Raw genomic sequence first — 21,755 nt, 5'->3', positions numbered from 1 at the left:
CAGTCTTGGATGTAATTTGACACAAGTGTCATTTATGATGTTTAATTAATGTGCCGGGCATGATGGCAGCTTTAAAATGACACTTGTGTCGAAAAAAAGAGAACGAAGGAGCTGGTAAGGAGAATGTTTTTAGCTGTTAAAGAACTGATGCATAGTAAAATGAGATTTTTAATGATCGTCATTATTTTTGTACTGCTGGCCTGGCTGGTATTTATCTTATCCGGTTTAGGGAACGGGTTATCTACGTTGGCTGCGTCAACATTCAAAACCATGAAAGCAGATTATGTCATTTTTGAAGAGGGCTCGCAATCTTCGATGAGCAAATCGCTGCTGTCTGATCAAATGATAGAGGAAGCTAAGCTGCTGCCTAATGTAATTGCTGCCGCACCTATGGGGAGTACGATGGCGACAGCGTTAAAGGAACAAAGCGCCAAAAACGAAGATAAGCTGGATATTGCGGTCATAGGCATTAACCCGGGAAGCTTCCTGGAGCCGGCTGTTGTGGAAGGGGAAGGCTTGTCCGCTGAGAACCCTGCTGGTGTCATAGTGAATTCGACTATGAAGGAGGAGGGCTATGCCATCGGTGATACTTTTCAGTTAGACGGCACGACGCAATCATTAACCATCATAGGATTTGTCGAGAATCAGACCTATAACCATGTGGCATCTGTATTTACCCCGATGACTGAATGGCGGAAGATTGCCTTTGCGGCTCCGGGTTCAGATAAAGGTATTACAGGGCCCGTTAATGCCATTATGCTGCAGGGCAAGGACATTGATCCAGACGTAATGGACAGCAAGCTAACAGGTACGGACACGGTTACCCGGTCGGAAGCTGTTCAAGGAATGCCGGGTTACAAAGAAGAGAACGGCACTATTTTCATGATGCTTGCCTTTCTGCTTGCTATCGCCGCATTCGTGCTTGGAGTGTTCTTTTATGTAATTACGATGCAGAAGACGAACCAGTTCGGCATTATGAAGGCTATAGGTGCTAGTAACAGATTCTTGAGCAAAGCCATCGTATCGCAAGTGTTTGTGCTTTCGCTGACTAGTATCGTAGTTGGAATCTTACTGACTTATGGAACAGCAGCCATTATGCCGAAGGGTATGCCATTTAAGCTGGAACCTGGCCTTGTCATCACTTATTCTATTATCTTGCTAATTATCGCAATGTTAAGTTCGATGGTATCTGTTCGAAAAATTACAAAGATTGATCCGCTCAAGGCGCTCGGGAGGGTTGAATAATGACTAAGGGATTACAAATGAGTGAACTCACAAAGTATTATAACGAAGGCAGCAATCGCATTGTTGCACTCGATCATGTGTCCATATCAGTGGAGCCCGGGGAATTTGTTGCGGTAGTTGGACCGTCAGGTTCAGGTAAAAGTACCTTTTTGTCCATTGCCGGAGCGCTGCTTAAAGCTTCAGAAGGAGAAGTTAAGCTGAATGGACATAATATTTCTACGCTTACTGCTCAAGAGCTGGCGGATACAAGACTAAAAGAAATCGGATTTATTATGCAGTCCTCGAATTTGGTACCCTATTTGAATGTGCTTGATCAGCTGCTCATTATAAAAAGGATGTCGGGAAAGGTTAGAAGAGAGGATAATGAATTTGCCGCTAAGCTGCTGGAAAAGCTGGGGCTGGGCTCGAAGCTAAAGAGCTTTCCGGAAGAGCTGTCCGGCGGTGAGAAACAGCGGACAGCGATTGCCCGTGCCCTGATTAATAATCCCAATATCATCTTAGCGGATGAGCCGACAGCAAGCTTGGATACCAGACGTGCCCATGAAGTGGTCAGTCTAATTGCACAAGAGGTGAATTCAGGCCAGAAAGCGGCGATTATGGTTACTCACGATGAGCGTATGCTTGAATACTGCGACAAGGTATACCGGATGGAAGACGGTAAATTGTCTTTGCAATAGGCAGCTAAGAAGTCGAATCTCAAAGAGCCTGCCGGGACGAGGCGAAGTCTGCTGCAGTAATGAGTACGGAAGAATAACATTTAAAAGAGTGTAGAAGAAGGGCATCCGTGTGCGGGTGCCTTTTTAAATTTGGGAGCTACCGGTGTTCGTAAAAACCTGGTGCATGTGAAGAATAGTATAACTTGACATAAACCTGTCAGGTTTTTTTGTTTATACTGAATGCAAGAGGTGAAAAAATGCAGATCAGCAGACTGCTTCAAATGACTTATATTTTACTGGAAAAGGGGACGGTTACGGCACCGGAGCTGGCTGAGCGGTTCGAGGTGTCGGTCAGAACGGTCTACAGGGACGTTGAAGCCTTGAGCCAGGCCGGAATTCCGGTCTATACAAGTCAAGGAAAAGGTGGCGGTATTTCTCTGACTGACAGGTTTGTCCTGAATAAATCCTTGCTGACTGATAAGGAGCAGGATGAAATCCTGTTTGCCCTGCAGAGCCTGTCCGCAGCCCGGCTGCCTGATTTGGGTGAGGCCTTCTCCAAGCTGAGCAGCCTGTTCAGGAAGAATAGCACCAGCTGGATTGAAGTCGATTTCTCGCCATGGGGCAGCGGGCAAAAGCAAAAAGAGCTCTATACCTTGCTGAAGCAGGCTATTTTGGAGCATACAGTGATTTCATTTACCTACTTGAGTGGGGCCGGAGAACACATAAGCCGGAAAGCTGCACCAATGAAGCTGCTGTTCAAAGATAGAGCCTGGTACGTTGAGGCGTACTGTTTTGAAAAACATGCGTCCAGAACCTTTAAGATTACCAGGATGTCGAATGTACAGCTTTTAGACGGGGACGGGATTCAGCTCTTGGAGCTTCAGCAGAAGGCGAGGGGGACGGCCGATACTTCCCGTAAAGAAGGTAAGGGTAATGAAATGCCGGGAATCTCTCTGGTATTAAATGTAGAGCCGGCGGCAGCCTACCGCATCGTGGATGAATTTAAGGAAGAGGATATCGTGAAGCTCGAGGACGGCTCTTTCCTTGTCAATACAGATATGCCCTCCGGAGAATGGCTTATTCAATATCTTTTTTCGTATGGAGATTTACTGGAGGTAGTGGAGCCGGAATCCCTCAGGCTGGAGATGAAAGCCCGCACAGCCAAAATGGCCGGAAAATATTTAGGATAACTGGACACGCAGCTGTCAGGTTCTGTTGAGTACACTAGCCTTGTAATCAAAACTTATCAAGGAGGTTTCAACAGAATGATGAATAGCAGGCCTTACTTACTAGATATGAGCAAAGAATTTACAGGTAAAAGAGTACTGGTGACCGGCGGCACCCGGGGGATCGGCCTCGCGATCGTAAAGCGCCTGCATGCGGCGGGAGCTGAGGTCATGGCTACGGCAAGATCTGTACCTGAGGCATTACCGGAGGGAGTAGGGTTCATTCAGGCCGATGTGAGTCTTCCGGAAGGTGTGGATCATCTCGTTCAGCAGACGATAGAACAGCTCGGGGGTCTGGATATTTTGATTAACAATGTGGGCGGCTCCTCTACAAGTACAGCAGGAGCGTTAGCCTTAACAGATGAAGACTGGCAAACCACGTTCACTGCTAACCTGTTTTCTTCCGTCCGGCTCGACCGCGGGTTTCTGCCTTACATGACCGGACAGCAAAGCGGTGTGATTGTCCATATCTCCTCGATTCAACGTAAGCTTCCCGGCATCATGACCATGCCTTATTCGGCTGCCAAAGCTGCACTCGTCAACTATAGTAAGAACCTGGCTACCCAGTTCGGACCTAAGGGGATAAGAATTAATGCACTGGCACCGGGATTTACCGAGACGGAATCGGCGGAACGCCTAATCGGGAGGATGGCTGAACAGGCTGGAACGGACTATACTGCTGCGCGCCAGCAGTTAATGGACGAGCTTGGCGGCATTCCACTTGGCCGGCCGGCCAAACCTGAGGAGGTTGCCGAGCTCGCCGCCTTCCTTGCCTCAGAAAGAGCCTCTTATATTACCGGCTGTGAGTATGTCATTGACGGCGGAACGATCCGCACCGTGTAAGGAAATTAAAAAGGAGCTGAGCTTATGGAGATTACTTTACTTCCGCAAGTGATTCAAGATTTTATAGCTGCCGCCAATAAACCCGATCCGGATGCTTATGTGAATTGCTTTTCGGAGGATGCAATGGTTCACGATGAGGGCAAAGAGTGGGCAGGCAAAGCTGCTATATCACAATGGAGTGCTGAACATCACTTTGGTGCTAACATAACGCTTAAACCGGAACGAGTTAAAGGTCATGAAGAAGAAATCGCAGTGGCTTTTGAAGTAGACGGGGATTTCGACAAAACAGGCCTTCCGGATCCTCTATATTTGGATTTTCATTTTCAGATCCGCGACGATAAAATTAAACAGCTTGCGATACAGCTGTCAATCGGATAAGAAACGAGGAGACCCTGACAATGATAGTAAATCATCTGATGTTAAAGCTGAAGGATCCAAGCCCTGAGCATATCGAGTACATTCAGACTGTTCTGCTGGGCATGAGCGGGAAAATAGACGTGCTTCTCGATATTCAGGCTGAGACTAACGTTCGTTCCGGCCCTTCAGCCTATGATCTGATTCTGATCACCAAGTTTGCTTCCCTGGCAGACATGGAGGAGTACCTTATACACCCGGCTCACCAGGAGGTAGCGGAAGTGATGGGTACGGCGATTGAAACGCAGGCTTCTGTCTGCTGTGAGGTCTGATAACAGATGTTAAAAGCGTATTTATATACCATACATGGACTATTCATTCATAGGTATATTTATCATGTATAATGTGAAATTATGTCGAATTAAGTTGAAAAAAGGCGCTGGAATTCTCTCGTAACTGCTATGCGAGTGCTTGGCTTCCTGTATAATTTACGAATAAGCAGAGAGTTAAATAGCTGCCTATTTCTGATGTAGCCAATCCCTCACGAAAGAGAGTAGTGATTATGAAATCCATCGCCTGGGTAACCGACAGCACCAGTACAATTGATTCTGAGTTTGCCATGAATAACCATGTGTATATTGTTCCTCTACGTCTAATTGTAAATAATGAATGTTATAAAGAAAATATCGATATTAACGCCGATCAGTTCTATGATAAAATGCGCCAGAATGACAAGGTGGGCAGCTCCCAGCCGCCGATCGGCGAGTTCGTGGAGTTATATGAGCGCTTAAAGGAAGAGTATGACGAAATCATTGCGATTCATTGCTCCTCCGAGCTTAGCGGTACATACCAGACCTCGATGCAGGCGGCGGATATCGCCGGGGTTACAGTAATTGGTATTGATTCAAAAGTAGGCGCTTACCCGATCCGGGAGATGATTCTGCGCGGCGTTCACTGGCAGCACACCGGCTGCTCGGCGTTGGAAATCAAGAGCAGAATCGAAAATATCATTGAAGAGATGTCTTTCTATCTGATCCCTGCCAGCCTGAGCCAGCTGCACCGCAGCGGACGGCTCTCCGGCTCTCAGCTTGTACTGGGCCAGCTGATGCGGATTCATCTGCTGCTGAAGTTCGATGAGGGCAAAATTATCGTCGTGGACAAAATCCGCACCTTCAAGAAGACCAAGCAAAAATTGCTGGAGATACTCCACCAGGATATCCGGCTGATCCAGGACATTTGCATAATGCATGCCAATAATATGGGAGAGGCGCTGAGCCTGGAGTCGGCCATTAAGGAAATGTCACCTGCTGTACGAACAGAAATCATGACATTTGTTCCGGTGGTGGGTGTTCATATGGGCGAAGGAACGCTTGCGCTTTCATGGATTAATAAGACGGCGGTTAACAGTATCCCCGTTCCAAATAGAGAGCTGGAGCCTGCGCTTCGGGGTTGAGTCCCGCTCGGACACCCGATTGAATCTGTTGTATAAACCTATTCCGAAGGAAGCTCCCGCTCAACTGCAAGACGGCTGCGCATGACACCCGGTGTACAGCCGTAAGTTTTGCGGAATACCCGGATAAAATAATTCGTCTCCATGCCCACGTTCAGCGCCAGATCCTGCACCGGCCGCTCGGGACTCTCGGTAATCATCTGCAGCGCCCGCTGCAGCCGCAGGTTCTGCAAGTATTTATGCGGTGTGACATCGTATTCCTGCAGGAACAGGCGCTGGAAATGCTGCACCGAATAGCCGACCGCAGAAGCCAGATTGGCGATCAGCAGCGGTTCGGTAAAATGCTCGTTGATCAGGCTGACCGCTTTTTGCAGCGCATCGTTGCGGACGGTTTCGGTCTCCGGCCGCTCAGTCTGGTTAAGGGAGGAATCGCCCCGGCGCAGCATCAGCAGCAGCCTGTACAGGGTAACGGACAGCTCCTGCATCGTCTGTTCATCCAGCCGGGCAGCATTATGCCGGTCCACCGTATGCCAGATTCCGGCGATAGCCTCCCAGCACTCCTCGAACCGTTCGGCCATAACAGGCACAGAAGGCAGCAGGCGCAGCCCTTCCAGTACCGGCGCAGACTGTTTGCCGTCAAAGCCGATAAAAGCCAAATGCCAAGGCTCATGGGACAGCGGATAGTATTCGTGTCCCCGGTCAGGCGGAAAAGCAAACACCATCCCCGGACTTAGCACCGTTTCCGTGCCGTCCGTAAGATCGCGGAACAGCCCGCTGCCGCTGCGGATCAGGAACACCTGATGAACCGGGAAGCCGCCAGGGCGGACATGATGGTACTGGATATGATGGCCTACAGAGTAAGGATAAAGCGGGAATTCATCAGGCTGGCGGGGCAGCTCGACCAGGGAAAAAGGGAGCAAAGTATACACCTCATATTCATTTTGTGCTATGCAGTCGCGAGTATATTCCTACTGCCGGACGGCATTTATCCTATATTATAAATAGTATAAATGATTATCCGTGATTTGGACAAGGATACTGACTGAATCTAATCAGAGAAAAGTCCCATTCTGACACGGAAGATGATGAGAGGATGAATCAACTACTATGAGTCTTAAATCCCCTGCAATCAGCAGCAAGGCCCCGGTCATGCTGCATGGAGCCGATTATAATCCCGAGCAATGGTTGAAATACCCTGAAGTTTTTAAAGAGGATATCCGCCTGATGAAGCTGGCAGGCTGTAACGTAATGTCTGTCGGTATTTTCTCCTGGGTGTCCCTGGAGCCGGAAGAGGGCGTCTTTACCTTCGAATGGATGGATCACGTACTGGATACTTTTGCCGAGAACGGCATTTATGCTTTTCTGGCTACTCCGAGCGGTGCACGCCCGGCATGGATGTCAGCCAAATATCCGGAAGTGCTGCGTATAGAACGCAACCGTGTGCGTAACCTCCATGGCGTCCGCCACAATCACTGCTTCACTTCTCCCGTCTACCGGGAAAAAACAGCGCTGATCAACTCCAAGCTGGCCGAGCGTTACGCTCACCATCCGGCAGTCATCGGCTGGCACATCTCCAATGAGTTCGGCGGGGAATGCCACTGTGATTACTGCCAGAATGCTTTTAGAGATTGGCTGAAAGTGAAATATAACGGCAGTCTGGAAGAGGTTAACCATGCCTGGTGGGCTACCTTCTGGAGTCATACGTATACGGCATGGGAGCAGATTGAATCCCCGGCTCCGCACGGTGAGACCCAGGTTCACGGCCTGAATCTGGACTGGCGCCGGTTTGTCAGTGAGCAGACCATTAATTTCTGCAGCCACGAAATGTCTGCGGTGCGCGGCTACAATCCTGAGCTGCCGATTACGACCAATATGCATAACATCGACGGTATTGACTACCGTGAAATGGCCAAGATCCTCGATGTCGTGTCCTGGGATGCTTACCCGGATTGGGGCTACACGGAAGATAACGATGATGCCCGTCTGGCTGCCTGGACAGCAATGCACCATGACATGTTCCGCACCTTCAAGCATAAGCCGTTTCTGCTGATGGAGAGCACGCCTTCCCTTACCAACTGGCAGACGGTCAGTAAGCTGAAGCGTCCGGGCATGCACAAGCTGTCTTCTCTGCAGGCTGTAGCGCACGGTTCGGATTCCGTACAATACTTCCAGTGGCGCAAGAGCCGCGGCTCCAGCGAGAAATTCCATGGTGCCGTGCTGGATCACAGCGGACATGGTGAAACCCGCGTATTTAAAGATGTAGCTGAAGTGGGCCAGATTCTGGCTGGCCTAACGGATGTGGTGGGTACCTCGACTCCTGCACAGACAGCGATTCTGTACGACTGGGACAACCGCTGGGCAATCAAAGATGCCCAAGGTATCCGCAACTCCGGCCTGAAGTTCGAAGAGACTGTTCTGCAGCACTACCGTGCGCTGTGGGAGCAGGGCATTCCTGTAGATATTGTCGGCTCCGGTGACGACCTGTCCCGCTATAAGCTGGTTATCGCTCCAATGCTGTACCTGATCAGCGAAGAGAACGGGAAGAACATTGAGCAGTATGTAGAGCAGGGCGGTACTTTCCTGGCCACTTACTGGTCGGGAGTTGTAGGCGAGACCGATCTGTGTCATCTGGGAGGCTTCCCTGGACCGCTGCGCAAGACGCTGGGTATTTGGGCAGAAGAGACAGAGGGACTGCACAGCCGTGATCTAAACGGCCTGGTAATGGAAAGCGGCAACGCCCTGGGCTTGTCCGGCGATTATGATGCGCATGAAATTGCCGAGCTGATTCACCTGGAAGGTGCTGAAGCGCTCGGACACTACCGTACCGACTTCTATGCCGGACGCCCGGCACTGACCGTTAACAAGCTGGGTGCAGGTGAAGCCTATCATCTGGCAACCCGTGTCAAGGACCTGGCGTTCTATGTGGAGCTGTATGCTGCGATTACTGCCAAAGCAGGAATCACCCGCACGCTGGAGTCGGACCTGCCGGTAGGCGTGACTGCACAGCTGCGTACGGACGGCGTAAACGAATTTGTTTTCGTACAGAACTTTAGCGGCGAAGCACAGACCGTGAAGCTGGACGGCCGCGGCTATACCGATCTGGAAACTGGCACTGAGGCTCCTGCAGAGCTCGCGTTGCCGGTGAACGGATTGGCGCTGCTGAAGCGTCAGGCGAAGTAAAATAGTAGAAGGACCCGCACAGCCGGTGGATGGCTGTGCGGTTTTTTTGTATTGATCAAGCAGGAGGCTGACTCAAACGAGCTGCCTCCTGCTTTTGCTTTGTTCAAGATGCTTTTGCTTTGTTTAAGATGCTTTTCTTTAGCTTCATCTCTCAAGCGGCTGAATCATGAGGTAACTTCAGAATAAAAGGGGTCACCTGCAAGAGAGAAAAGGTCCATTCTCCTTTACTATAATAAATTCATCCAGAATATGTAGAGCGAGGTCAGAAAATATGGCAAATTCATCAACTGTAAAAGCATTGAGACAGAAGCAGCGTCCACAGCATCAGAGCCGTCTGAACCGTATGTTGCACAACATTGTCAAATACCGGGTGCTGCTGTTCATGCTTCTGCCGCCAACGATTGTTTTCTTTATCAACTGTTATATCCCGATGTTCGGATTGTTCATTGCGTTCAAAAACATCAATTACGTGGATGGAATTATGGGCAGCCCGTGGGCTGGACTTGACAATTTCCGCTTCCTGTTCGCCACCTCCGATGCCTTGCGTGTAACCGTCAATACCGTTGCCTACAATGTTGTGTTTATTATTTCCGGGCTGATTCTTTCCGTATCCCTTGCGGTTGCTGTCAATGAAGTAACCGGCAGGCTGGCTTCACGCATTTATCAGACGGTGATGATTATGCCGAATTTTTTATCCATGGTTGTAGTCAGCTTTATTGTATACGCCTTTCTGCATCCGGAATACGGCTTCCTGGTTAAACACATTCTGCCTTTATTCGGCTATTCCTCAGTGAATGCTTATATGCACCCCAATGCGTGGCCTTATATATTGTGGCTGACCAAGATGTGGCATTCTGTCGGCATAGGCAGTGTCATCTATCTGGCGGCAATCACCGGCATCAGCGAGGAGCTGTACGAAGCTGCAGTAATGGATGGAGCCAGCAAGTGGCAGCAAATCACCAGGATCACACTGCCGCTCCTTACGCCCATCATGGTGATTCTCACCATCCTGAACTTGGGCGGCATTTTCCGGTCAGATTTCGGACTGTTTTACCATGTTACGCTTGATTCCGGCGCGCTTCGCTCTACAACCGATGTTATTGATACGTATGTGTACAGAGGGCTGATTCAGCTCAACGATCTGGGCATGTCCTCAGCGGCCAACTTTTATCAGTCGGTTATCGGGTTCTTCCTTGTGCTCGGAGCAAACAGTCTGGCCCGTAAGCTTAACAGTGAAACGGCACTTTTTTAGAAAGGGGCATTTAAATGAATACAGTATCAAGCCGAAAGCCTTATTCAAAACGACCTAAGGGTGCGCAAGTGATCCTTCATCTTTTTTTCATCGCATTCAGTCTGGCCTGCATTCTGCCTGTCCTGCTCATTGTATCTATTTCCTTGACGAACGAAAAAGCACTGACCTTACAAGGGTATAAGTTCTGGCCTGAGCAGATCGATCTGTCTGCTTACCAGTATCTATTCAGCCATTCACAGACGCTTGCCAAAGCCTATGGGGTCAGTCTCACGGTGACGGTTGCCGGGACCTTCCTGGCTGTACTGTTAATTGCTCTATATGCCTACCCGCTATACCGCAAAGACTTTCCCTTCAAAAAAGCCTTTAATTTTTATCTCCTGATAACGATGCTGTTTTCGGGCGGGCTTGTGCCTTTCTATCTGCTGTACGTTAATTTTTTGGATTTGAAGGACTCGCTGATCGCCCTTATTCTTCCGGGGCTTTCAAATGCATTCTATATCTTTATTACCCGGACCTTCTTTCAGCAGACTGTACCGGAGGAAATGATTGAGTCCGGCAAATTGGACGGAGCCTCGGAGTGGCGGATCTTCTTCCAGCTTGTGCTGCCCATATCGCTGCCGGTTCTTGCCACCATTGCGCTGTTCACTACACTGATGTATTGGAACGATTGGTTTAATTCCATGCTCTTTATCAATAATACGGACCTGTACTCTCTGCAGTATGTCATGATTCAAATGATCCGTCAGGCAGAATTTTTTAAGAACCAGCTGGCCGGAAGCGGAGTTGCACTGCTTGTCCAGGAAGCGGTTCCTACTGAAAGTCTCCGGATGGCTATGGTTATTGTCTCAATCGGTCCAATTTTGTTTATCTATCCATTCTTTCAAAAGTACTTTACCAAGGGGCTTACGATTGGAGCCATCAAAGGCTGAGGCTGTCTAACTCTGGCAAAAATGCCGGTTAGAATATATGATAATATTATTCAGGAGGGTTCATCACAATGAAAAAAACAAGAGCTTCTGGCCCGGTGCTTGCTTGTCTGACGGCTTTCATGCTGGCTGTAACCGGCTGCAGCGGGGGCAATTCCAGCGTATCCAATGCCTCCAGGACAGAATCACCGGCGACTGCTGCTGCTACAGACGGAGACACGGGCTCCGGCAATCCCGATATCTCGACTTTCCGCAGGTTGACCGTGTACACTGTTGGGAATTTCCCTCAAAATGACACGAAAGCGGTTGTGGAGGAGATCAATAAATATCTTAAAGAAAAGATCAATGCCGAGATTGACTTTCAAGGACTGCCCTGGTCTTCCTGGGCCGAGAAAATGGCGCTTGCCTACCAGTCCGGAGAACAAGTCGATTTAACCTTTGCTCCTAACTGGGCCGATTTTGCCAACAATGTCGCCAAAGGCGCCTTCCTGCCGCTCGATGATTTGTTAGACAAATACGGGCAGGGGATCAAGGAGACACTGGACCCCCGGTTTTTTGACGGCGGAACCGTGGATGGTAAAATCTACGCGATTCCAACCAATAAGGAAATCGGCGAAAGCCATACCATTATGTTCAGAAAGGATCTTATCGATAAATATGGATTCGATGTGAACTCCATTAATACGCTGGAGGATCTGGAGCCGTGGCTTCAGACCATCAAGGAGAAGGAGCCTGCCATTGCACCGATCTGGCTCTCCGGCAGCGGCTCGGACACCCTGGGGTACTTTGACAAAACCAGGCCGAGCATGGAAGAGAATTTCCGGTATGAGCTGGTGGCCGGCGCTCCCGCCGGAATTGTACTGGATACAAAGACCGACAAGATGATTATCAGCTCCATGGAATCCGACACGGCCATCTACCGGATGAAGCTCTACAGTGACTGGTTCAGTAAAGGCTACATTAATAAAGATGCGGCAACAACCAAGACAAGTACTGAGGACGCTTTCAAGGCTGGGAAAACCTGGATGAAATTTGGATCGGATAAACCGGATTCCGACAAGGAGGATTCCATTGCTACCGGGATCGAGCTTGTTAAACTGAAAGGCAATGATCCCGAAATCAGTACCGCGAGCGTCAGCAATTCCATGATGGCGATCGGGCGAACCTCCATTGATCCGGAACGGACGATGATGCTGCTGAATCTTCTCCATACCGATAAGCATCTTGTTAACCTGATTGATTTTGGTGTAGAGGGCAGACAATATGTCAAAGTAGAGGGGAAAGAGAATTTTATTAAGCTTCCCGATGGTATAGCTACCCGGGCAGATACAGGCTGGGCACCAGGCATTGAGTGGATGTTCGGGAATCAGACCATTACGTATCTATGGGAAGGTGAAAGCGCTGACAAGTGGGAGAAATTCAAAGCCTATAACGAGAAAGCCCATAAAGTAAAATCCTTCGGCTTCAACTTTAATACGGATCCTGTTAAAACGCAGGTGTCGGTGGTCAGCAATATCATCAAGGAATTTCGTCCGCTGCTTGAAACGGGCAGCCTGAGCGTAGACAAGGTGCTGCCGGAATACAATCAAAAGCTGAAAGCCAACGGGATCGAAGCGATCCGTGCAGAGGTTCAGAAGCAATACGATGCCTGGAGAGCAAAGCAGCCATAAACAGGGAAGGGGAAGACTGATCGGGTCTTTCCCTTTAATGCTGCTTAAGCGTGAATGCAGCTAAGGAGTGGGACTGTGAAATTATCACTGCGGTTTAAAGTAAGCGCACTGGTCTTGCTGCTGGTTACGCCACTGTTTCTTTTTCAGTATTACACCAACATCTATTCGATCAACATTGTCCGGGAAAAAGTTGCGGAATCGGCTTCCGATACACTGACTCTTCACTTGGGCACCCTAGATGAGCTGCTGGAGCAGACCAGTCATTATTTGCTGCGTACAGCAAATGAAAACATGCTGCTGGAGCTATACTCGGATAGCGGGCCGGACAGTGTCAATTATTACTTGTCCATACGCAAGCTTATGGATCAATGGTATAGCGATGTCAGCTATTACACTATCATCCGAAGTGTGTTTGTGTACCATCTGGACCGGGATGAATTGTTCCTCAGCAGCCAGAGGGAGTATTACCAGGAGAAAGACATGATAACCTTGGGGCTGTCCTCCCGGTTGAAAGCTTCTAAACTCCCCGCTTCCCTTAAATGGGAGACGGTTATGATAGGCGGAGAGCCGGTGTTGTTCAAAGCACTGCCGGATAAAAGCGGACGGCTTCTCGTGGGTGTTCTTGTCAGCATTGATTCACTGGCACAGCCCCTGACTCACTTGGAGTCCACAGGGGACGGAGAGCAGATCGGTATTGTCTCGAGCGACGGCGCACTGTTATGGGGCCATTTCGCAGGCGCGGATCTTGACCTTATCCGCAGCCGCCTGAAGGATCCGCTCCGTCCATCGGGTAATTCGATCCGGCTCAGTAACGGCAATAACTATTTGCTTATAGACAAACCCTCCCTTTATTCCAATCTGGATGTTTTTATCCTGCTGGACGAAAAAACAATTCTGGACGAATTGCCGAAATTTCAAAGGATCATCAATGCGATCCCTGTGGCCATTATCATCATTCTGGTTATCCTTCTGGTTATGCTAAGCCGGCTTGTGTTCAAGCCTATCCAGCATTTTATAAGCGGAATGCGTATCCTGGGCAAGGGGCAGCTGGATTACCGGCTGAAAGAGGGTAACAGCAAGGAATTTCAGATCATTACCCGGCAGTTCAACCAGATGGCCGAGCAAATCGGCAATCTCAAGATCGATGTGTATGAAGAGCAGATGAAGGTGCAGCAGGCGGAATTGAAGCATCTTCAGGCGCAGATCAATCCCCATTTTTTCATGAACTCATTAAATATCGTCTTTCATCTCGTAGAGCTGCAGAAGTATGGCCTGATCAAAAAAATGATTGGACATCTGGTGTCCTACTTCCGATTTATTATGAGCACCAATGATACATGGATTGCGCTCGCCAGTGAATTGAATCATATCCGGAATTACATCGAGATCCAGATGGTCATGTATCCGGACAAGCTGGTCTATCAGGAGAAACTTCCAAAGGAGCTAGAGAGCACGCTCATTCCGCCATTGCTGATTCAGCCGTTTGTGGAAAATGCCATTAAACACGGATTCATCAATAACACGAAGCCGTTCGAGGTTGGTATAACGGTTGAAGAGGAAGCCGGAAAGAACGGGGATTCGTATATTTTCATCCAAATCTGGGATTCCGGGCCGGGATTCTCCGAGCAGCAGCTTGAACGGCTAAATCTTGGATTGTATGAAAAAAAGCCTACAGACCGTCATCTGGGAATCTGGAATGTATACAGACGCATGATGATGTTCTATGACAACCGTGCAAGGCTGACCTTTCATAATGCTCCCGAGGGGGGCGGGGTTGTGGAGATAAGACTGCCTGTTCAAAGGGGGCTGTAATGTTCATATGTATAGGGTTCTGATTGTCGATGATCAAACTTTTGCCTTGCTTGGATTGCAGCAGGGTGTGAACTGGAGCGCATTAGATGTTACGGATGTCTGTCTTGCGGAGAACGTGGATCAGGCCACTATGTGTCTGGAACACCAATCCGTGGATTTACTCATATGCGATATCGAAATGCCGGGGAAAAGCGGCTTGGAGCTATTGGCCTGGGTGAAACAGTTCTCTCCCGGTACGCTAACGATTATGCTTACGTGCCATGCAGATTTCGGATATGCGCAGCAAGCCATCCAGCACGGGGCCTTTCATTATCTGTTGAAGCCGGTGGATTATGATGAATTGATGAGAGTGGCAAGCAAGGCTATTACCGAAATCAACAAACTGAAAGAGCAGCAGCAGTTCGAAGCGCTTATAAAGGATTACCGGAGAAAATGGGAGCATCAGCTGCCCTTGCTGGTGGAGAGGTTCTGGCAGGATATTCTTAGCCGGCGGGCTGCGCCCGTATTGAACTCGTTACAGATCTCCGCAAACACTTATGATCTAGATTTGCAGCCGGGCGACCGGTACGTCATCGCTTTGTTAGGCCTTGAGCAATGGAAAGAGGATTTAAGTGCGCGGGATGAGACAATCATGGAATATGCGGTGCGCAATTTGGCGGAAGAATTGCTTATCAACGGGCTTCAAGGCGCTGTGCTGCAGGATCAGGCGGGTCATAATCTGGCAATTGTTTATGTCAGAGGCGAAGGCGGCCCGGTCAGTCCTACGCTTGAGTATAACTGCCGGACCTTTCTGAACACATGTGAGCAGATGCTCCATTGCTCCCTGTCAGTCTACATCAGTCCTGCTGTGTTTCTTCCGGAAATTATGAGCGCATATACGTATGTAACAGAGAGGGAGCAGCGTAATCTGGTCCGTTCCCGCCAAGTATTCACTCCGGACTATCCTGCATCCGATCAACGCCTGGATTACTTGCCGCCAGCGGCTCCTATGCATTTATTCGGAGAGTGGGCGACCATTCTGGAGCTTGGTGAACTCGGAGAGCTGGACCGGCGTGTAAAACTATGGTTCTCGACCCTTGCGGCCGAGCATTGGACGACTGAATCGCACCGTCAGCTTATTCATGGCATCCTCTTCATTATTCACACTGTTCTGGCTAAAAAGGGTCTGTCCGCGCATGAATCGGCCAGGCTGAAAGGCCTGATGGACAAAGATAATTACCCGAAACAATCGGCCGCTTTACAAAACTGGGCAATGGATTGTCTCGGGGCTGCATTACAATTGCTGCAGGCAAGCAATAACGTGTCGTCTGCCGTTGTCACGAAGATCAGGCAATATATCCGTTCCCGTCTTAGTGAAGATATTACCAGGGATGAATTGGCCGCACATGTCTATCTTAACCCGGCCTATTTATCCAGGCTGTTCAAGAAAGAAACCGGTCTATCCATATCGGATGTTATTATTCAGGAGCGCATAGGGAAGGCAAAACAAATGCTGGAAGAAACCGGACATAAAATTACCGACATTGCCGAGCAGGTAGGTTACACGAGCCTTGGCAGCTTCTCCAATTTGTTCAAACGGATCGTAGGCGTAACGCCGCAGCAATACCGCGCCCGGAAAAAGGTTTAACCTTTCACCGGGTGTTGGCTGCCTAAAGCGATACCCTGACCGGCTACAGCTAGACCCTGTTGCGCTCCATCCAGGCTGTGGCCCAGTCGACCAAGGGACGCTGTTCCAGGAACCGGACGTCGGCATTCCCGACTGTATGAAGCTTCACCTTGTTTTCGTTATCATAGATCTGCCCCAACCGGATAAAATCCCCGTCATCCACGGCTTGAGTCCTGTAAGTAACCCATTCGCGCTTGCCGTTAACCATCATGGCGCTACTCTCTTCGCTAAACTTCTTGCCAGGGAAATTTGCCCTAGTCTCCGCCAGGTGCAGGGACGTGTTTTTATCGTAGCCGACCCCAACCAACAGTATATGACCGTTCAACTGATACAGCTTATCCAGCGGAGAGCCCTCCCCAAAAATATTGCATAAATCATGATCTTGCGTTAAATACGCCGCATGTTTGCCTACTGCCGCAACAGAACGTGCCGGGTGGTCAGACCTTTTGGCTCCCGGCCATTTGCGGAGCATTTCGGCTACAACGCCCATGCCAATCGCCGGGGTTACCTCTTTATCATAGGCGGGCCAGTGCGCTCTGATGGCAGGCCACCACTCCGCAGGCTCCTCCCAGTGTACGCCGGTGGAAGGGTCGAGATTCTTCCACGTCTGGGACGGCATCATCAGGGTTCCTTCTGCTCCGACGATTTCAAGCAGCGCCCGGATGAAGGTTTCGGCTCCGCCAATAACAAAACCCAGCTTGCTTAACGATGCATGAACCATGACGTGTTGTCCTTGCTTGAGCCCGCAGTCTTTAAACTGCTTAATGAGGTCATCTTTCGTGAGGAGAGCTCTAGTTTCCTTTGCGGTCATAAACGGATTCGCCACCTTTTCAGTGTAATAAACAAAAACAACCCGGCTACAAGTAGCGGGGTTGTCTCTAGCGATGCTAGCGAAGCAGTGCCCTTAATTTCTATTACTTTCATCATTATACACATTTCCAATATGTGGTACAATTGCTGGCGGATAAAATAGATTATTTTATAGGAAAGGTTGAATCCTGCCAATGAATAACGAAAAGCCTATCTGCCCAGCAAAAGTAAAAGCGAAAACAATCCTTCTACAACCTTTACTGCTGCTCCTTATCATCGTCCTTGCGGCCGGCAGTCTTGCCGGCTGCAGCAATTCCGCCGAAGGTAAGACTCCAAGCAAGCCGCTGCAGCCAGCAAGAGCAACTATTGTTGCAGCCCAGGCATCCGGCAGCATCTATCTGTATGGTGAAGCGCATGGCGTAGCCAAGATTTTGGACAAGGAATTTGATATATGGTCTGAATACTATCATAACGAGGGCATGAGGCACTTGTTCGTCGAGCTGTCTTATTTTACCGCCGAATACTTGAATGTATGGATGCTGTCGGACAATGACGATATTTTGGATGAGATCTATGAGGATTGGAAGGGATCACCTAGTTACAATCCGGATACCAAGAATTTTTATAAACAAATAAAAAGCGAGTGTCCGGAGACGATATTCCACGGCACAGATGTTGGGCATCAGTATGATTCTACCGGAAGCCTTTTCTTGTCTTATCTTGAGGCAAACGGCCTGACAGAATCGGAGGAGTACACCTTAACTAAAGAAGCGATCCAGCAAGGCCGGCTCTATTACAAAAATGATGATAACGAATACCGGGAAAACAAGATGACCGAAAACTTTATCCGAGAAGTTGATAAACTGGGCAATGAGAGCATTATGGGCATTTATGGCTCGGCACACACCGTACTTGATGGAATTGCTTATGGTACAGACTCGCTTCCTTGTATGGCTAATCAATTACGGGAGCGTTATGGGGAGAACATTTTTTCTGAAGACCTAAGCTGGATGACTAAAGATATCGAACCGTCCAGAGTAGATTACATTACCTTAAAGGGTAAGGAGTATGCAGCTTCGTATTTTGGCAAACAGGATTTGACCGGGTTTAAGGATTATGACCACCTGGAGTTTTGGAGACTGGAGAACGCTTATGAGGATGTTAAAACGCTGCCGTTGGTAGAGAATTATCTTCCTTACGATAACTACCCGATGCTCATAGAAACAGGACAGGTCTTTGTGATCGACTGCTATAAAACCGACGGTTCGGTAGAAAGAGAATACTATTTGTCCGGCGGACAAGTTTGGAATGGTTTGAGTTCGACACAACAATTCACCGCAGACTGACGAGGTATTTATTTATGATTAATGGAAAACGAAAGGGCCTTCTGCTTAGGGTGGTTTTAAGTCCGCGGATGGTTTGAAGCCCGCCCTCCATTCTCCTTTTTTGTTTGGCTCATCGCAACATTGTTTAGTATAAAGAAAGACAGCTAAACAAGGAGGTAGATCATGGACGATCTGTGGATGGCATTCGTTTATCCCGGTAGCTTCTTTTGTCTGCTCGGCGCCGTGCTGCTGATCATTGGTTACAAGCGGCGGCGTACCGGCCGGCGTACAGGTCAGGAAGGCGTGGTTGCGAAGCCTGGGCCGCCTGCACCCGGAGGGCCTGGCACTGCAACCTTTCAGCAGGAGGTCAAGTATTCGCTTATAGGAGGGATTCTCCTGGGCATCGGTGTGCTTCTGCTTGCCCTGCTGGGTTTCACTTCACTCTTCGACTAATAAAAAGCGAACGGACAGAAGGACCGGCTCTGCATCTTCGGATGGGAGAATGGTCCTTCTATTATTATAATCCGCAAGGCTATACGGACTCCCCCTAGATAAATATCCTTTATAATTTATAGTACAACAATCATTTTATTGGGATATTACACCATATAAGTATATACTTTTTATTGTGTCATAAGATGAAGCAGAAGATGCCATTCGCAGTGGAGGTCAGGTAAATGAACAGAACGGGTTCTTTTAACAACGAAATTCTTAAAAATGCAGTAAGGCTGTTTAATACAAGCAGTATCCAAACTTCTTATCTCGGTGGAAGCCAGAATATTGTCTATGAATATCAGCAGGGTGGAGAAAGCTATATTTTGAGATTAACCCCAAGTTGTAATCGCACGGTAAGCCTGGTTCAGAGTGAGCTGGATTGGATACGTTTTCTTGCGAATGAAGGTATTTCCGTTTCTGAGCCCATACTCTCGAAGAACGATCAATTTACAGAAGTGATTCAATTGCCCGATGGATATTACACTTGTGTATTGTTTGAAAAAGCTCAGGGGAGAAAAGTCGGATATCCGGAATGTCTTCAGGATAATAACTTGTATGAGCAATTAGGACGGCTTACGGGAAAACTGCATGCTCTATCCCAAACCTATATACCGCAAGATGGGATAGTAAAAAGACATGACTGGAGCCAGAATTGGTTCCTGCAAAATATTGATTTGCTTCCTGAATCACAGGTCAGCGTTCGTAAAAGCTGCTACAGCCTGGTAAACACGATTAAGTCCCTGAAAAAAGATAAAAACTCATATGGACTTATTCACGGCGATATTAATATTGGAAATTATAGGGTAGATGAGCAACGGCGAATTACTCTCTTTGATTTTGATGAAGCCCAGTACAGCTGGTTTGTTGAGGATATAGCGATTCAGCTGTATTATCTCGTATATGTTTTTGGAGGTGAAGACGGTAAGGGGTATAGAGAAGAGCAGGCACAACGGTTCATGAATCACTTTATGCAAGGTTATACCCTTGAGCATTCTTTAGATGAGTGCTGGCTTAAACAAATTCCGCTATTTTTACGATTAAGGGAACTGATTGTATACATCGGCTCCTTTAGAAATTGGGATGGAGATGAAACCTTCAGCAGTTCAGACAACCAGTGGTTAAAGGACTGGATTGCAGAAAGTAAATGGAGGATAGAAAATGAAATTCCGGTTGTAAATATTTGGGGTGGATAGGCATCCGATTAAATTCCTGTAGTGCGGGTAATTGATTTAGGGAAAATCAGACACCACACATGGACAAGGAGGATGCATACTATGTTTTATCACATCAAGGAACTCCAGTACCGGGCAAAACCTGAGAGACCAGACCCCGTGTACGCCCGTAAACTCCAGGAGGTGCTGGGCGGGCAATACGGTGAAATGTCAGTTATGATGCAATATCTGTTTCAGGGCTTCAACTGCCGGGCCGAACAGAAATACCGTGATATGCTTCTGGACATCGGAACTGAGGAAATCGGCCATGTCGAGATGCTGTGTACGATGATCGCCCAGCTTCTGGACGGCGCTCCGGCTGCCGAGCTGGACGCTGCTGCTCAAGACCCGCTGATTGCAGCCGTGCTTGGCGGAACCAACCCGCAGCATTTGATCGTATCCGGCATGGGTGCAGCTCCGACCGACAGTAACGGTTATCCATGGAACAGTAAATATATTATCTCCAGCGGCAATTTGCTGGCTGACTTCAGAGCCAATCTTAATGCAGAGTCCCAGGGGCTGGTGCAGGTCGTGCGGCTGTATGAGCAGACCACTGACCCTGGTATCCGTGATATGCTCTCGTTTATGATCTCCCGCGATATTTTGCACCAGAACCAGTGGAAAGCAGCCATCGCCGAAATTGAGGAAATGGAAGGTATTATCGCTCCGGCATCCTTCCCGCGTGAGCTCACAGTGGAGCCGGCAACGCGCCAGTTCCTGAATCTCTCCGAAGGTGAAGAGAGTAGTCAAGGCCGCTGGGCCAGCGGTCCGCTGCCGGATGGAACCGGCGATTTCGAATATGTCGCTAAGCCGGAACCTCAGGGCGGTGCGCCAATTCTGGCGCAGCCGGCAGACCATCAGCATTCTACATTGGGCTCCGGTCCGTACATTGTTAATAAAGGAATAGAGAGCCTGTAAAAGGTATTTTTATCGCAGGAAAACAATACGCAGACAGAAGGACCATATTCCACATCTTGGATGAGGGGGATGGTCCTTTTGTCTGCAACGAGAAAATCACAGTTATAGGCCTGTATAGTAAAAGAAAATGCTTAGTCAAAAGGTTTTTTAGAGAAGGTCACGAATATGATGCATATACCATTAATTTCTATAAAAAGTAAATAGATTGGAGGGATTTATATGGTTTGGCCAACGCATATCGTCGCTGTTAGCGGCATTGTGGAGAATGAACAGGGACAGATCCTTTTGGTGAAAACTTATCATGGGGGCTGGGTGTGCCCGGGGGGACAGGTTGAAATCGGTGAGAACCTTGTCGATGCTTTGATCAGGGAAATCAATGAAGAAAGTGGAATCGACGTAAACGTCTCACAGCTATATGGAGTTGTCTCTAACACCGGCGTTCATAAATGGTATGACGGCGTGACTACTGTACCGACGAAGGTGATGCTGGACTTTATCTGTCAGCCTGTTGGCGGACAGCTGCGTACATCAGACGAGACATCAGACTGCCGCTGGGTCGCGAAGGATGAGGTGCTTGATTGGATTACAGCCCCGGCTATCCGCGCACGGTATCAGGCCTATTTGGATTTTGACGGGAAAACGGAGTATATGGATTACGTGACTAAACCGGATTTTGAACTGAAATTAAGCAGAAAAATTTAGTTCGGAAGAGCAGG

General features: G+C 48.6%; 20 protein-coding genes. 18 read left to right on the top strand and 2 right to left on the bottom strand.

What is annotated here, in order from left to right; all coding sequences use genetic code 11:
• Nucleotides 1-123: 123 nt before the first annotated feature.
• The 7 genes from NST84_RS17215 to NST84_RS17185 all read left to right on the top strand — a co-directional run bounded on the left by NST84_RS17215 (nucleotide 124) and on the right by NST84_RS17185 (nucleotide 5,777).
• Nucleotides 124-1,245: an ABC transporter permease gene (locus NST84_RS17215; RefSeq protein WP_342561401.1), complete on the top strand. Its 1,122-nt coding sequence runs from the start codon at nucleotides 124-126 to the stop codon at nucleotides 1,243-1,245.
• The gene (locus NST84_RS17210; protein WP_342561400.1) at nucleotides 1,245-1,922 is read left to right on the top strand and encodes an ABC transporter ATP-binding protein; all 678 of its coding nucleotides are present in this window, start codon (nucleotides 1,245-1,247) and stop codon (nucleotides 1,920-1,922) included. The genes NST84_RS17215 and NST84_RS17210 overlap by 1 nt, the downstream gene beginning before the upstream one ends.
• A gap of 236 nt (nucleotides 1,923-2,158) precedes the next feature.
• The gene (locus NST84_RS17205; RefSeq protein WP_342561399.1) at nucleotides 2,159-3,091 is read left to right on the top strand and encodes a YafY family protein; all 933 of its coding nucleotides are present in this window, start codon (nucleotides 2,159-2,161) and stop codon (nucleotides 3,089-3,091) included.
• A 78-nt stretch (nucleotides 3,092-3,169) separates the two neighbouring features.
• A complete protein-coding gene (locus tag NST84_RS17200; protein ID WP_342566462.1) occupies nucleotides 3,170-3,970 on the top strand; it encodes an SDR family oxidoreductase in 801 nt (266 codons plus the stop codon).
• Between the two features lie 24 nt (nucleotides 3,971-3,994).
• Nucleotides 3,995-4,348: a nuclear transport factor 2 family protein gene (locus NST84_RS17195; protein WP_342561398.1), complete on the top strand. Its 354-nt coding sequence runs from the start codon at nucleotides 3,995-3,997 to the stop codon at nucleotides 4,346-4,348.
• Nucleotides 4,349-4,368: 20 nt separating this feature from the next.
• The gene (locus tag NST84_RS17190) at nucleotides 4,369-4,656 is read left to right on the top strand and encodes a Dabb family protein (RefSeq protein ID WP_342561397.1); all 288 of its coding nucleotides are present in this window, start codon (nucleotides 4,369-4,371) and stop codon (nucleotides 4,654-4,656) included.
• Between the two features lie 230 nt (nucleotides 4,657-4,886).
• Nucleotides 4,887-5,777, top strand: a complete 891-nt coding sequence (locus NST84_RS17185; RefSeq protein WP_342561396.1) for a DegV family protein — start codon at nucleotides 4,887-4,889, stop codon at nucleotides 5,775-5,777.
• A 38-nt stretch (nucleotides 5,778-5,815) separates the two neighbouring features.
• On the opposite strand, the gene NST84_RS17180 is transcribed toward NST84_RS17185, so the two are convergent.
• Nucleotides 5,816-6,694: an AraC family transcriptional regulator gene (locus NST84_RS17180; protein ID WP_342561395.1), complete on the bottom strand. Its 879-nt coding sequence runs from the start codon at nucleotides 6,692-6,694 to the stop codon at nucleotides 5,816-5,818.
• Nucleotides 6,695-6,881: 187 nt separating this feature from the next.
• On the opposite strand from NST84_RS17180, the gene NST84_RS17175 reads away from it, so the two are divergent.
• The 6 genes from NST84_RS17175 to NST84_RS17150 all read left to right on the top strand — a co-directional run bounded on the left by NST84_RS17175 (nucleotide 6,882) and on the right by NST84_RS17150 (nucleotide 16,241).
• Nucleotides 6,882-8,954, top strand: coding sequence for a beta-galactosidase (locus NST84_RS17175; RefSeq protein WP_342561394.1), 2,073 nt, complete (start codon nucleotides 6,882-6,884; stop codon nucleotides 8,952-8,954).
• Between the two features lie 343 nt (nucleotides 8,955-9,297).
• The gene (locus tag NST84_RS17170) at nucleotides 9,298-10,206 is read left to right on the top strand and encodes an ABC transporter permease subunit (protein ID WP_342561393.1); all 909 of its coding nucleotides are present in this window, start codon (nucleotides 9,298-9,300) and stop codon (nucleotides 10,204-10,206) included.
• A gap of 68 nt (nucleotides 10,207-10,274) precedes the next feature.
• On the top strand, nucleotides 10,275-11,135 hold the full coding sequence (locus NST84_RS17165) for a carbohydrate ABC transporter permease (RefSeq protein WP_342561392.1): 861 nt from the start codon (nucleotides 10,275-10,277) through the stop codon (nucleotides 11,133-11,135).
• 68 nt (nucleotides 11,136-11,203) lie between these two features.
• Nucleotides 11,204-12,802, top strand: a complete 1,599-nt coding sequence (locus NST84_RS17160; RefSeq protein ID WP_342561391.1) for an ABC transporter substrate-binding protein — start codon at nucleotides 11,204-11,206, stop codon at nucleotides 12,800-12,802.
• Between the two features lie 75 nt (nucleotides 12,803-12,877).
• Entirely contained in the window at nucleotides 12,878-14,614 is a 1,737-nt protein-coding gene (locus tag NST84_RS17155; protein WP_342561390.1) for a histidine kinase, read from the top strand.
• A 7-nt stretch (nucleotides 14,615-14,621) separates the two neighbouring features.
• Entirely contained in the window at nucleotides 14,622-16,241 is a 1,620-nt protein-coding gene (locus tag NST84_RS17150) for a helix-turn-helix domain-containing protein (RefSeq protein ID WP_342561389.1), read from the top strand.
• A gap of 49 nt (nucleotides 16,242-16,290) precedes the next feature.
• Here the strand turns inward: NST84_RS17150 and NST84_RS17145 are convergent, their stop codons facing one another.
• Complete coding sequence (locus tag NST84_RS17145; protein WP_342561388.1) at nucleotides 16,291-17,001, bottom strand: AAC(3) family N-acetyltransferase; 711 nt, start codon at nucleotides 16,999-17,001, stop codon at nucleotides 16,291-16,293.
• 283 nt (nucleotides 17,002-17,284) lie between these two features.
• On the opposite strand from NST84_RS17145, the gene NST84_RS17140 reads away from it, so the two are divergent.
• The 5 genes from NST84_RS17140 (at nucleotide 17,285) to NST84_RS17120 (ending at nucleotide 21,741) form a co-directional block, all read left to right on the top strand.
• Nucleotides 17,285-18,436 (top strand): hypothetical protein, encoded by a 1,152-nt coding sequence (locus NST84_RS17140; RefSeq protein WP_342561387.1) that lies wholly within the window; start codon nucleotides 17,285-17,287, stop codon nucleotides 18,434-18,436.
• 162 nt (nucleotides 18,437-18,598) lie between these two features.
• Entirely contained in the window at nucleotides 18,599-18,868 is a 270-nt protein-coding gene (locus tag NST84_RS17135; RefSeq protein WP_342561386.1) for a hypothetical protein, read from the top strand.
• 224 nt (nucleotides 18,869-19,092) lie between these two features.
• Nucleotides 19,093-20,103 carry a phosphotransferase gene (locus tag NST84_RS17130; protein WP_342561385.1) on the top strand — a complete coding sequence of 337 codons (1,011 nt, stop codon included), beginning with the start codon at nucleotides 19,093-19,095 and terminating at the stop codon, nucleotides 20,101-20,103.
• A gap of 81 nt (nucleotides 20,104-20,184) precedes the next feature.
• Nucleotides 20,185-21,039, top strand: coding sequence for a manganese catalase family protein (locus NST84_RS17125; RefSeq protein WP_342561384.1), 855 nt, complete (start codon nucleotides 20,185-20,187; stop codon nucleotides 21,037-21,039).
• Between the two features lie 219 nt (nucleotides 21,040-21,258).
• On the top strand, nucleotides 21,259-21,741 hold the full coding sequence (locus NST84_RS17120) for an NUDIX hydrolase (protein WP_342561383.1): 483 nt from the start codon (nucleotides 21,259-21,261) through the stop codon (nucleotides 21,739-21,741).
• Nucleotides 21,742-21,755 lie beyond the last annotated feature (14 nt).

It is taken from the genome of Paenibacillus sp. FSL R7-0345, assembly GCF_038595055.1.
In the GTDB taxonomy this organism is placed as follows: domain Bacteria; phylum Bacillota; class Bacilli; order Paenibacillales; family Paenibacillaceae; genus Paenibacillus_AQ.
The sequence above is the reverse complement of the archived record's forward strand: the minus strand, read 5'-3'. Positions and strand labels throughout refer to the sequence as shown.

Bases quoted from the DNA above. Each gene is read 5' to 3' on its own strand.
- NST84_RS17215 (WP_342561401.1), top strand. From the start codon at position 124: ATGTTTTTAGCTGTTAAAGAACTGATGCATAGTAAAATGAGATTTTTA.
- NST84_RS17210 (WP_342561400.1), top strand. From the start codon at position 1,245: ATGACTAAGGGATTACAAATGAGTGAACTCACAAAGTATTATAACGAA.
- NST84_RS17205 (WP_342561399.1), top strand. From the start codon at position 2,159: ATGCAGATCAGCAGACTGCTTCAAATGACTTATATTTTACTGGAAAAG.
- NST84_RS17200 (WP_342566462.1), top strand. From the start codon at position 3,170: ATGAATAGCAGGCCTTACTTACTAGATATGAGCAAAGAATTTACAGGT.
- NST84_RS17195 (WP_342561398.1), top strand. From the start codon at position 3,995: ATGGAGATTACTTTACTTCCGCAAGTGATTCAAGATTTTATAGCTGCC.
- NST84_RS17190 (WP_342561397.1), top strand. From the start codon at position 4,369: ATGATAGTAAATCATCTGATGTTAAAGCTGAAGGATCCAAGCCCTGAG.
- NST84_RS17185 (WP_342561396.1), top strand. From the start codon at position 4,887: ATGAAATCCATCGCCTGGGTAACCGACAGCACCAGTACAATTGATTCT.
- NST84_RS17175 (WP_342561394.1), top strand. From the start codon at position 6,882: ATGAGTCTTAAATCCCCTGCAATCAGCAGCAAGGCCCCGGTCATGCTG.
- NST84_RS17170 (WP_342561393.1), top strand. From the start codon at position 9,298: ATGTTGCACAACATTGTCAAATACCGGGTGCTGCTGTTCATGCTTCTG.
- NST84_RS17160 (WP_342561391.1), top strand. From the start codon at position 11,204: ATGAAAAAAACAAGAGCTTCTGGCCCGGTGCTTGCTTGTCTGACGGCT.
- NST84_RS17150 (WP_342561389.1), top strand. From the start codon at position 14,622: ATGTATAGGGTTCTGATTGTCGATGATCAAACTTTTGCCTTGCTTGGA.
- NST84_RS17145 (WP_342561388.1), bottom strand. From the start codon at position 17,001: ATGGTTCATGCATCGTTAAGCAAGCTGGGTTTTGTTATTGGCGGAGCC.
- NST84_RS17140 (WP_342561387.1), top strand. From the start codon at position 17,285: ATGAATAACGAAAAGCCTATCTGCCCAGCAAAAGTAAAAGCGAAAACA.
- NST84_RS17135 (WP_342561386.1), top strand. From the start codon at position 18,599: ATGGACGATCTGTGGATGGCATTCGTTTATCCCGGTAGCTTCTTTTGT.
- NST84_RS17130 (WP_342561385.1), top strand. From the start codon at position 19,093: ATGAACAGAACGGGTTCTTTTAACAACGAAATTCTTAAAAATGCAGTA.
- NST84_RS17125 (WP_342561384.1), top strand. From the start codon at position 20,185: ATGTTTTATCACATCAAGGAACTCCAGTACCGGGCAAAACCTGAGAGA.
- NST84_RS17120 (WP_342561383.1), top strand. From the start codon at position 21,259: ATGGTTTGGCCAACGCATATCGTCGCTGTTAGCGGCATTGTGGAGAAT.